The organism is Peptostreptococcus stomatis DSM 17678 (genome assembly GCF_000147675.1).
In the GTDB taxonomy this organism is placed as follows: Bacteria; Bacillota; Clostridia; order Peptostreptococcales; family Peptostreptococcaceae; genus Peptostreptococcus; species Peptostreptococcus stomatis.
The window spans coordinates 36,385-47,777 of record NZ_ADGQ01000073.1 but is presented as its reverse complement, the minus strand read 5'-3'; the positions used below and the strand labels follow the sequence as shown (position 1 = coordinate 47,777).

Below are 11,393 nucleotides of genomic sequence, written 5' to 3'. Positions count from 1 at the left end.
CAATATACAACTAAATGGTGTAAATCTATTGACTAATGTCTGTAAATAGTGTAAAATATTTTGGTATGAGAATTTAAGCGTTCTCGTCTCTGCTCCGAAAGTTCTCGGGGCCGTATAGTCCAAAGGGAGGTGAAAAGAATGAAAGCTTATGAAGTACTTTATATTGTAAAGCCAACACTTGATGATGAAGCAAGAGAGGCGGTACTAGACTCAATCAAGAATATCATAACTGAAGCTAAGGGCGAAGTTGGTGAAATTGATGTTTGGGGAAGTAGAAAGTTAGCTTATCCAATCGAGAAGTTCAGAGATGGTGTTTACACACTTGTGAATTTCAAGGCTGATGTAGAATTTCCAAAGGAATTAGACAGAAGATTAAAGATAAGTGAAGATGTTATAAGACATGTCATAGTTGCACAGGAAGAAAACTAATAGGTGGTGTTAATATGAATAATGTTGTTTTAGTTGGAAGATTAACTAAGGATCCAGAATTGAGATATATTCCAGGATCTGGTACACCAGTAGCCACATTTACATTGGCTATTGATAGGGATTACAAAAATAGGGATGGCTCTACTACTACAGACTTTATACCTGTAGAGATAATGGGTAAGCCTGCTGAATTTTGTGCTAACTATGTAACAAAAGGAAGATTAGTAGGTGTTCAGGGATCTATCAGGGTTGATAGGTATGAAACACCTAATGGAGAAAAGAGAAGCTTCACAAAGGTCGCTGGTCGTAATATACAGGCACTGGAAAGCAAGAGTTCTGCTATGAACAATAATATGTCAAATGATGGGGATCAGTATGATGCTCCTAAGTTTGAACCAAGTGGAGTAGTAAGTCCTTCTGAATTCTCTGCTGTTGATGACGACGACGTTCCATTTTAATAAGAGGAGAGGTGAAAGTCATGATAAACAAGAAAAGACGTAAGAAGAAAAGAGTTTGTCAGTTCTGTGCTGACAAAAGCACTAAAATAGATTACAAGAACGTACAGAAGTTAGAAAAGTACGTTACTGAAAGAGGTAAAATTCTTCCTAGAAGAATCACTGGTACTTGTGCTAAGCACCAGAGAGAAGTTACAAAGGCAATTAAGCTTGCTAGAAACGTAGCACTTTTACCATACACAGTTGAGTAATAGTAAAAAATCTATAGAGTAAACATAACCTAGACCACTGGATTTCCAGTGGTCTTTTTTTTATGTAAAATAAATTTATAGGCTTTTAAAAAAATGACAAAAAAAGTTGTCAAAAAAGTATTGACAAGAATACTTGTCATACCCTATAATAATGACAAAGATATTTGTCAAATATTTAAAAACAAAGAGTAACTATATGATAAACATATTTTGCAGGCTATTGATTACAAGCAAGTTAGTAGAAAAGGAGGAGGGTCATGCCACTATTGAACAAGTTGAAAGAATATAGGGCTCAGAAGGGGATTAATCAACAAGAATTGGGTAAATTAGTTGATGTGTCAAGACAGACTATTAGTTTAATTGAGAGGGGTGACTACAACCCATCAATTACCCTATGCCTAAAGTTGGCAAAATTATTCGATGTAAATGTTGAGGATATATTTATATATGAGGAGGATGAAGAAAATGACTAAAAGAAGTAAAGAAAAAAAGAAAAAGAGTTTTGTATGGTTAATAATATATATGTGTGTTGGAGCTGTTATAGGTGGTATAATCGGATTTGTAACTAGTGGTAATGTTGACCTTATACATAATGGTATACTTAATATAGGTAAGTTCATAGAGACATATGCTTTTGAGATATATGCCATTACTAATTTAAGTATTTTTGTTATAACTCTTGTATTAGCGGGCATAGGTAGGAAGAGATTTATTGAATCTGTAGCCAGGGAGGATGAGGTATATGACGAGGATATTATGTCAATGGCTATGGGTGCAACTGGCCTTGCTATGATGACTAGCTTTATACTTTTGATACCAGCAGCAAAAGTAATCTTATTAAATCCACACAGGTGGCAAACTTTGGCAACACTTATTACTCTTTTCCTTGTTGTAATAGTTTCTGCAGTATTACAGAATAGAATGGTTGAAGATATGAAAAAAGCCTACCCTGAAAAACGTGGGGATGTATATGATATGAGCTTTAAGAAGGATTTGATTGCCAGCTTTGATGAGAGGGAAAAGTCTATTATGCATGAGGCAGGTTTTAAGGCCTATGAAACAACATCTAAGTTGATTTTTGGCCTAACAATAGGCCTCCTATTCCTATCTGTAATTATAGATATAAACCTAGGCTTGGTATTTACTTTATTAGCTGTAATGGCGACAATGAACATTAGCTATGTTTACTACTGTATCAAGCTAGAAAAAGCCAAGTAAAAAAGTTAACTTAAAAATTTGATAAAAAGAAGGTCGAACCCTATTTTTAAATACTTGGGGTATGACCTTCTTTTTATATTTTCTTAATCTTTTTTAAATATCATTAGTAGTATAAGGGTAAGGACTCCGGATAGGACTATGGTTCCTCCAGGTTTTAGACCCACATAGAAGGATAGGCTAAGTCCAATTGAAGTGAATACTAGGGCAAACAGGATAGACAAGAGGATTGTCATCTTATAGCTGGAAGTAAGCTTCATGGCACATGCCACAGGTATTACCATTATAGATGATACTATAAGGGTACCGACTGTCCTGGATGCTATTGATATAGTTAGGGCTGTCAAAATAGTAAATATAAAGTTGACTGTCTTGACCGGTATACCTATCAACCTGGCCCCATCTTCATCAAAGGCTATGTACCTTAGCTCCTTGTATAGGAGGATAAAGGTAAGCATGACCAATACAGACAGGATTACAACCAGGTAGAGTTCAAAGTCTGTGATGGCTACTATACTACCGAATAGGAAGCTACTAAAACCAGTCGAACTGTCTGTAAAACCTGATAGTACACCTGCTAGACCTATACCAGCCGACATGGTGATGGCTATTGATATTTCCGAGTACTTGGGGAACTTCTTCCTGATAAAGTCTATACCAAAGCCTGCTACCAGGGTAACGATGATGGCCCCAACTATAGGGTTAGCCCCTATCAAGAGACCAGCTGCCACACCAGCCAGGGATGTATGTGACAGGGCATCCCCCATCATTGATAGTCTCTTTAAGACAATTATAGTCCCTATACAAGGGATTATGGTAGCCAGGAGTAGGCCCACTAGGAAGGCCCTTCTCATAAATTCGTATTCAAACATTAGTTGGCCTCCTTTTCAAAAGTGTCCAGCTCTATCAACTTGTTAGAGTGCTCTTTAATCTTTTTCAGGTCGTGGGATATCATCAAAATTGTGATATTGTATTCTTGGTTTAGCCTGTCTAGTAGCTGGTAGAGGATTTCTTCTGACTGGTGGTCTATTCCACTTGTCGGCTCATCTAAGATTAAGACTTCAGGCTGGTTGACTATGGCCTTGGCTATGATAACCCTCTGCTGCTGGCCACCTGATAGGTCTGAGAAACTTTTATTTATGTAGTCCAACATGCCAACTGTATCAAGTGCCTTTTTGACAGCCTCCCTATGCTCTTTTTTGGGAAACTTAAACAGGCCAACCTCCTTATACATATTGAGCATGACTATTTCCCCGACTGTGGCTGGAAAGTCCATACCCCTGGATAGACCAACCTGGGCCACATATCCAACCCTACCGGTCTTCTTGCATGACCAGGCTGGACTTCCAAATAGGTTAAGAGAGCCTGAATTTGGTTTTAATTGGCCTAAGATTAATTTTAGCAGGGTGCTCTTACCTGTTCCATTTGGTCCTATTATGCCGACAAAGTCCCCCCTAAATACGTCCAGGTTGATATCCTTTAATATATAGTCCTTGTCATACTTGAAGGACATATTTTTTATTTCTATTATTTTATCCACGATTCCTACCCTATATAGGTTAAGGTCTTGCCCTAACCTACCCTTACATTATTTATAAGTAATCAACATAAGATTGATACAAATATATTTTTAAATCAAAGAGGCATTATTAAAAAATAACGCCTCTCATATGTTTTCATTTATAATTATACAGCAATTTGCTTAAGCATTCAATGCTTCTAACAATACTTTTAAGTTAGATTCCATAATTGAGAAGTAGTCTTCTCCTGCCTTTAACTGGTCTTCTGATAGGCCCTCTAGAGGATTAAGTACAGCAGTCTTGGCACCTATTTCCTTGGCTATAGTTTCAGCCACCTTAGGACTAACCAGTTCTTCAAAGAAGATATACTTTACCTTGTTTTCCTTGGCAAACTTAGTTACTTCAGCCATCCTGGCTGCATCAGGTTCAGAATCTGGTGATAGGCCTTCTATACCAATCTGCTTGATTCCGTAGGCCTTGCATAGGTAACCAAAGGCTTCGTGCGATACTACTATATTCTTGCTCTTTGTATTTTTCAAGCTTGTAGAAAATTTGCTATCTAAGTCATCTATCTTCTTTGAATAAGTTTCAAAGTTCTTTTCATAATAGTCCTTGTTGTTAGGATCTACCTTTACCAAGGCATCCTTAATATTCTTCATTTGGATTTTGGCATTTTGTGGTGCCAGCCATACATGAGGGTCGTATTCGCCATGGTCATGTTCTTCATGAGCATCTTCGTGGTCTTTTTCCTTGGCATCCTCATGGTCGTGGTGGTGTTCAGACTTTATCAGGTCTATGCCCTTTGAGGCTTCAACCTTTACCAACTTGCTACCCTTTGTTGCCTGGTCAACCTTGTCTATCCAAGACTCCATACCAGCCCCGCTATATACCAGGATGTCAGATTCTGATATCTTGGCCAGGTCCTTGGCTGATGGTTCCCAATCGTGGGGTTCTGTTCCGGCTGGAACTAGGTTGGTAACTTCTACCTTGTCTCCACCAATCTTTTTAGCAAAGTCGTACATTGGATAGAAACTCGCATAGACCTTTATCTTGCCTCCATCCTTCTTTTCTGTTGTGTTTGCAGTCTTGCCCCCTGTACACCCTGCTAGGGCAAAAGATGTAGCTAGTAGGACTGCAGATAATTTAAGTCCTAATTTCTTCATAAAATCCTCCTTATACTAGGTTTATATTATTATAAGTAATCTAAAAATAAAAATGTAAACGCAAAAGCCTGGCGTTTTCATAAATCTATTTAGAGTATAGACTTTTAGAAATGATTTGTCAATAATCAATTGCAATTTTTTTGCATTTATGATTATAAGGGTAAATAGATATATTTTGAGATCTACCAGGCCATGACCTGGTAGAATATTTTTTATTTAATTCTTTGAGGAGGTTTTTTATCAGCCTAATATGATATAATTAAAAATGTATAGCGTTTGAAAGGAGGTCTCTATGATAAATACTTGTTCTTGTTCCAAGGATAACCACAGGAAGGAAAATGATGCCCTATTAAAGGCAGCAAACCTAAAAACTACAAAAAAGAGGATGGAGTTAATAAACTGTCTAAGGCATTCAGACAAGCCAATGACAGCTGAAGATATATACCTAGAGCTTAGGAAGGCCCTACAGATCAACCTGTCTACCGTATATAGGGCTTTGGGAGCCTTGGTCGATGCTAAGATCATAAGCAGGCAGATCTTGTTGGATGGAAATAGTATATATGAACTTTGTAGGGACTACCACCACCATATCTTGACATGTAAGTTATGTGGTCAATCAACATATGTGGAAACTTGTCCTGTAGAGGATATAATAGAAGAAATATCTGCTAAAACCGGCTATGAAATAGTTGGCCACAACCTTGAATTTGTAGGAATTTGTCCAAATTGTATAAAAAACATGGAAAATGATTGATTTTTTATTTAGAAACTGTTATTTATATTGCTTGGTGGGTATAATACTAACATCAAATGATAAAAAATAAATTAATTTAGTAAATATTTAGGAGGATTTTTAAGATGAAAAAGTATGTATGTGATGTTTGTGGTTGGGTTTACGATCCAGAAATAGGTGATCCAGATTCAGGTATAGCTCCAGGTACTCCATTCGAAGATATTCCAGACGATTGGGAATGTCCAGATTGCGGAGTTACTAAGGAAGATTTCTCAGTAATGGACTAATAAAAACAAAATATGGAAGGGCTAGGGATTGTTCTCTAGCCCTTTCTTTTATTAGACAGGGATAGGAGTCTATTTATCGGTTGATAATAGGGAAAATAAATTTGCGTACATAAATTTTTACTTTAAATGTTCTGTGGATAAAATTAGGCTTTTGATTTATAATGGTATTATGAATTATATATAAGGGAAAAGGGGGTTTTTATGCTCAAATATTGTTCTATCGGTAGCGGAAGCAGTGGTAATTGCCATTATGTTGGCTACAAGGATACAAATATTTTAATAGATGCAGGCCTGAGTGGGAAGAGAATTTCCAAGGGGCTTGAAAATATAGATGTAGATATAAGCAAGTTGAGGGGTATTTTTGTGACTCATGAACATTCAGACCACATAAAGGGTCTGGGTGTCCTATCTAGGAAGTACGACCTACCCATATACCTCAACTATAAAACCTGGTTGGCACTTGAATCCAAGATTGGAAAAATCAAGGAGTCAAATGTTATGATATTTGACAATGATAAGGCCTATGACCTAGGAGACATGTGTATTAAGCCCTTCTCTATCAACCATGATGCGGCTGATCCGGTGGGATTTAGTTTATTTAATGAGAAGGAAGAGAAGTTGTCTATAGCAACAGATACAGGCCATATATCCGAGGATGTAAGGGCAAATATACTGGGATCAAAGTTGGTGGTTTTGGAGTCTAACTATGACAAGGAAATGCTCCTTATGGGGTCTTATACCTATGCCCTAAAGAAGAGGGTCATGTCTAATACAGGCCACCTATCCAATGAGGATGCTGCCAAGTTTGCTGTTGACCTGATAAAGAATGGGACTGAAGAAATCCTCCTAGCCCACCTGAGCAGGGAGAATAATTTTCCAGCCCTGGCCTATGAGACATCCAACCATATATTGACAGAAAATCAAATGAAGATTGGAAAGGATGTAGAACTGGAAATCTTGATGAGGGATGATATATCAAGGGTATACCAGGTAAGTAAGTAGGCCGATATAGAAGATAAGGGGTAAAGATGATAAAGATTAGTATTGTATCTGTAGGAAAGATAAAGGAAAAATACATAAAGCTTGGCATAGATGAATTTTCCAAGAGGTTATCCAACTACTGCAAGCTAGAAATAATAGAAGTAAGTGATGAAAAGGCACCAGAAAACCTAAGTGACAAGGAAATGACCATGGTCAAGAACAAGGAGGGGCTTTCTATCTTGTCCAAGATAAAGGATGGGGCCTATGTGATAGCCCTGGCTATAGATGGTAAGTCGATGTCATCTGAAGACCTGGCAGACCATATCTCCAGGTTGAGCCTGGTTGGTACTAGCCATATATACCTGGTGATAGGCGGGTCCCTTGGCCTGGCCGACATAGTTTTGGACAGGGCTGACATGAAGCTATCTTTTTCAAAGATGACCTTCCCCCACCAACTTATGAGGCTGATACTATTAGAGCAACTATACAGGGCCTTCAGGATAAATAGTGGCCAACCCTATCACAAGTAAGGAAAGGAGATTAGCCTATGTTTTTTAAGACAATTGAAGATGAAACATATAGCGATATAAGCATACCTAGCATATTTTTTGATATGTTTATGCCCATAGCCAGTGGCGACCAGGTAAAAATATATCTCTTGGCCTATAGGGAGGCTTATTTTAATAATGGTTTAAATAGGGGTGACTTGACCAATGAGGTTATAGCATCCACCCTTGGTATAAGTGAGCAAGAGGTTGTAGAGGCTTGGGGGTTTTGGGAAAATATGGGAGCTGTCAAAATTCACAGTATAGATGGCAAGATGCCTATAGAATTTTTGGATATAAAGGCAGACCATATAAGGACCCTGATAAGGGATAAGAAAGATGGCCACCAGGATAGTCTAGATTCGACAGTAAATGAGGTGTCCTCTATAGAATATGTATCTATGTACAATAGGATTGAAGACCTGGCTGGCAGGATATTGACACCAAATGAAAAAATCGACCTTTTAGATGCCAGCAAGAAGTATAATATGTCACCACAGTTGGTTGTAGAGGCCTTTGAGAGGTCTATAGCTGACCATGGTAAGATAAAGTCAGTAAATTATATTATAGGAATTTTAAGGTCTTGGTTCGATCAGTCCATCACTAACCTAGAGGACTTAAGTTTTCAGGATAATTTGAGGCGGGAAAGGTTGGAAAACTACAAGGCTGTATTTAAGGCCCTAGGTTTTAATAGGACGGCAACTGCAGGTGAAAAAGAGGCAATCGATAGGTGGTTTTATGACTACAAGATGCCTTTAGACCTGGTATTGAGGGCTTGCCATAAGTCTATTAATACATCCAACCCGAATATAAAGTACTTTGACTCTATAATTAGGTCCTGGCATAGTAAGGGAATTTCTACCATAGAAGACCTAGAAAGGGATGAGGAAGAATTTGCCAAGTCCAAGAAAAACAAGACCAGGCATTCAAAAAAGCCTGGTACAAAGGCCGGCACTTTAACCAAATTCCACAATTTTACACAGAATATATCTGACAAATACAGTGATGATGAGATAAATAAACTGGTAAGAGAAATAAACAAGAACAGGTGATTGTATGAATAGTGAGAAGATGAGAAATATAATGAAGGAATACCAGGATAAGAGGGACCTTCATGCAGCCCAGCTGGAAGACAGGCTAGAAAGGATATATAGTAAGTATCCCCAGCTTGCCCAACTAAATAGGCAGATACAGGCCCTGGGTATAGAAATGACCAAGTCTATACTGACAGACCCAAGTGGACAGACTATAAGAGACCTTGAGGTTAAACAGGAAGACCTGATTAAACAAAAACAAGACCTTATGGATGCTAATGGGATAGGGTCAGACTATATGGCCATGGAATACGACTGCCAGGTATGTAAGGACACGGGCTTTTTGGAAGATGGAGGCCAGTGCAAGTGCCTAAAACAAAAGATATTAAACGACTCCTATGAAATGTCCAACCTTAAGCAAATACTGAGTGAGGATAATTTTGATAATTTTGACTTTAGTATATTCTCCGACCAGCCAGAAGAAGGTTATGACTTGAGTCCTAGGGAGAACATAAAGAATATCTTCCATAGTGTCCAGGAATATATAAGCAATTTTGACAAGCAGGCAGCCAACAAGGCTGACAACAACCTACTTTTTAGGGGACCAACTGGCCAGGGGAAGACCTTCTTATGTAGCTGTATAGCCAAGCAAATAATGGATAGGGGCTATACCGTAATCTATCAGACGGCCTTTAACCTGATGGATATAATAGAGAGGTACAAGTTCAAGACTGAATACTATACTGATAGCGATGAGGAAAATTATAGGAACCTGTTTAACTGTGACCTCCTAATTATAGATGACCTTGGGACAGAGTTGATAAATAGCTTTACCAGTGCAGAATTATTCAATATATTAAACTCTAGGCTGAATTCTAGAAAAAAAGTAATTATTTCTACAAATCTAGATATAGCACATATAGGAAATCTGTATACGGATAGAACACTTTCTAGAATAGTCGGAAATTTCCATATTTATGATTTTTATGGGAGTGATCTAAGATTTAGGTGAAAATAATCCCAAACTTTTATGGGTTTTATCCACAGGAAATGTTAATAACTTTGTGGATTTAAAGGGGGAAAAAAGGCTATAAAATCAAGCTATTAACAGATAAATAGAGACTTATCCACAAAAATCTGTTGAAAAGAACATATTTTCTGTGAATAAGTCTATTTTTTTGGCATTTTTGGACCTTTATTATTAACCTAGTTCATAAGATATACTCATTAGTAGTGGAAAAAGTGGATAAAAAAATAATACATCTAGAGTCTAAATGTATTATTTTTTAACAAAATCTATATATAGTGTTTTACTTATTGATTGTCTTTAACTTGTTGGAGAATTTTTGTATCTTGCCTATCCAGACTAATTCTATATTACTGATCTCACCGTGCCTGTTCTTGGCTATGATTATTTCTGCAAGGTCCTTTTTCTTTGTTTCCATCTTTGTATAGTATTCGTCCCTGTATATGAACATTACTATATCAGCATCCTGCTCTATGGCACCAGAGTCCCTAAGGTCTGATAGCTTAGGCATATGGTCCTTACCACTTTCTGTATTTCTAGATAGCTGAGACAGGGCTATTACAGGACAGTTCATTTCCTTGGCCAAGATTTTCAATGACCTTGATATCTTGGACACTTCCTGCTGTCTATTGTCAGCACGTCCATCTGCCTCCATAAGCTGGAGATAGTCTATCATTATCATATCCAGACCCTTTTCCATCTTGAGCTTTCTACACTTGGACCTGATTTCAGATACCTTGATACCAGGAGTATCGTCTATGAATATATCTGATGATGACAAGACTGTCATGGCATCTGTAAGTTTTTTCCACTCATCATCTGCTATCTTACCCTTGCTAATATTGTTTAAGGCAACATTGGACTGGGAGGATAAGAGCCTCTGAACCAACTGTTCCTTAGACATTTCAAGACTGAATACGGCCACACTGGACTTAGACCGAATGGCTGCATTGGCTACTAAGTTTAGGGCGAAGGCAGTCTTACCCATACCAGGTCTAGCTGCTATAAGGATAAGGTCGCTCTTGTGGAAACCACCAAGCTTCTTATTTAGGTCTATAAATCCTGTATCCAGGCCAGTTATGTCTGAACCCTTACTGTAGACTTCTTCAATCATGGCTGTAACACTGGTCAAGACCTCACTGATAGGCTTGAAGTCTTGACTCATACGGTCTTGTGAGATGTCAAAGATCTTCTTTTCAGCAACATTTAGGATATCATCAAGGCTATCACTTGCCTCATAGCCCATACTGATAATGTCATTTGAAGCCTTTATCAGCTTTCTTAAGGTAGAGTTTTTCTTGACGATTTCTGCATATACCTTGACATTTGACGTAGTGGGTATCATGTTGGTTATAGATGTAAGGTAAGTTACACCACCCACCTGGTCCAAGTAACCCTTCTCCTTTAGCCTGTTTGTTAGGGTAATCATATCTATAGGCTTTCTTTCGTTACCCAATTCTATCATAGAGTCATAGATTACCTTGTGGGCATCTATATAGAAGTCTTCTCTGTCCAATATTTCTGCAACAGGGACTAGGGTTTCTTCTTCCACGATTATAGACCCTATTACACACTGCTCTGATTCAAGGTTGTGGGGGGGAGTCTTCATTAATTCTGCCACGCTTATTATCCTCCTTATAGTTTAGTAGGGTAGGGCTAGCTAGGTAGGGTCTCTAAGGGCCTTACCAAGTTATAATCCTAACCATTTAAATTTAGCGAGGACCAAGCCTCGCTAAATATTTATAATTCTCCG

The 11,393-nt window shown here is 38.0% G+C and carries 15 protein-coding genes; 11 read left to right on the top strand and 4 right to left on the bottom strand.

All coding sequences use genetic code 11. The annotated features are described in order from the left end of the window. Positions 1-138: 138 nt before the first annotated feature. From rpsF to HMPREF0634_RS09015, 5 genes are all read left to right on the top strand, one after another. On the top strand, positions 139-429 hold the full coding sequence (gene rpsF, locus HMPREF0634_RS09035; protein ID WP_007791292.1) for a 30S ribosomal protein S6: 291 nt from the start codon (positions 139-141) through the stop codon (positions 427-429). Between the two features lie 14 nt (positions 430-443). Beyond that, complete coding sequence (locus HMPREF0634_RS09030) at positions 444-887, top strand: single-stranded DNA-binding protein (protein WP_007791269.1); 444 nt, start codon at positions 444-446, stop codon at positions 885-887. Between the two features lie 20 nt (positions 888-907). Further along, entirely contained in the window at positions 908-1,135 is a 228-nt protein-coding gene (gene rpsR, locus HMPREF0634_RS09025) for a 30S ribosomal protein S18 (RefSeq protein WP_007791339.1), read from the top strand. 257 nt (positions 1,136-1,392) lie between these two features. After that, positions 1,393-1,608 (top strand): helix-turn-helix transcriptional regulator, encoded by a 216-nt coding sequence (locus tag HMPREF0634_RS09020; RefSeq protein ID WP_007791295.1) that lies wholly within the window; start codon positions 1,393-1,395, stop codon positions 1,606-1,608. Next, positions 1,601-2,353, top strand: coding sequence for a DUF3169 family protein (locus HMPREF0634_RS09015; protein ID WP_040565972.1), 753 nt, complete (start codon positions 1,601-1,603; stop codon positions 2,351-2,353). The genes HMPREF0634_RS09020 and HMPREF0634_RS09015 overlap by 8 nt, the downstream gene beginning before the upstream one ends. Before the next feature lie 83 nt (positions 2,354-2,436). Here HMPREF0634_RS09015 and HMPREF0634_RS09010 read toward each other — a convergent pair whose 3' ends face one another. The 3 genes from HMPREF0634_RS09010 to HMPREF0634_RS09000 form a co-directional block, all read right to left on the bottom strand. Continuing rightward, complete coding sequence (locus tag HMPREF0634_RS09010) at positions 2,437-3,222, bottom strand: metal ABC transporter permease (protein ID WP_007791336.1); 786 nt, start codon at positions 3,220-3,222, stop codon at positions 2,437-2,439. Then, the gene (locus HMPREF0634_RS09005; protein ID WP_007791362.1) at positions 3,222-3,890 is read right to left on the bottom strand and encodes a metal ABC transporter ATP-binding protein; all 669 of its coding nucleotides are present in this window, start codon (positions 3,888-3,890) and stop codon (positions 3,222-3,224) included. The genes HMPREF0634_RS09010 and HMPREF0634_RS09005 overlap by 1 nt, the downstream gene beginning before the upstream one ends. 162 nt (positions 3,891-4,052) lie before the next feature. After that, entirely contained in the window at positions 4,053-5,033 is a 981-nt protein-coding gene (locus tag HMPREF0634_RS09000; protein ID WP_007791357.1) for a metal ABC transporter substrate-binding protein, read from the bottom strand. 292 nt (positions 5,034-5,325) lie between these two features. Here HMPREF0634_RS09000 and HMPREF0634_RS08995 point away from each other — a divergent pair, with 292 nt between their 5' ends. From HMPREF0634_RS08995 to HMPREF0634_RS08970, 6 genes are all read left to right on the top strand, one after another. Then, positions 5,326-5,787, top strand: a complete 462-nt coding sequence (locus tag HMPREF0634_RS08995; protein ID WP_007791289.1) for a Fur family transcriptional regulator — start codon at positions 5,326-5,328, stop codon at positions 5,785-5,787. A 104-nt stretch (positions 5,788-5,891) separates the two neighbouring features. Further along, the gene (gene rd / locus HMPREF0634_RS08990) at positions 5,892-6,053 is read left to right on the top strand and encodes a rubredoxin (RefSeq protein WP_007791314.1); all 162 of its coding nucleotides are present in this window, start codon (positions 5,892-5,894) and stop codon (positions 6,051-6,053) included. Between the two features lie 201 nt (positions 6,054-6,254). Next, positions 6,255-7,055, top strand: coding sequence for an MBL fold metallo-hydrolase (locus tag HMPREF0634_RS08985; RefSeq protein ID WP_007791350.1), 801 nt, complete (start codon positions 6,255-6,257; stop codon positions 7,053-7,055). 29 nt (positions 7,056-7,084) lie between these two features. Beyond that, entirely contained in the window at positions 7,085-7,564 is a 480-nt protein-coding gene (gene rlmH / locus HMPREF0634_RS08980; RefSeq protein WP_040565975.1) for a 23S rRNA (pseudouridine(1915)-N(3))-methyltransferase RlmH, read from the top strand. A 17-nt stretch (positions 7,565-7,581) separates the two neighbouring features. Further along, on the top strand, positions 7,582-8,631 hold the full coding sequence (locus tag HMPREF0634_RS08975) for a DnaD domain protein (RefSeq protein WP_007791271.1): 1,050 nt from the start codon (positions 7,582-7,584) through the stop codon (positions 8,629-8,631). A gap of 4 nt (positions 8,632-8,635) precedes the next feature. Continuing rightward, positions 8,636-9,625: an ATP-binding protein gene (locus tag HMPREF0634_RS08970; protein ID WP_007791275.1), complete on the top strand. Its 990-nt coding sequence runs from the start codon at positions 8,636-8,638 to the stop codon at positions 9,623-9,625. 298 nt (positions 9,626-9,923) lie between these two features. Here the strand turns inward: HMPREF0634_RS08970 and dnaB are convergent, their stop codons facing one another. Continuing rightward, positions 9,924-11,261: a replicative DNA helicase gene (dnaB, locus tag HMPREF0634_RS08965; protein ID WP_007791330.1), complete on the bottom strand. Its 1,338-nt coding sequence runs from the start codon at positions 11,259-11,261 to the stop codon at positions 9,924-9,926. Positions 11,262-11,393: the final 132 nt, after the last annotated feature.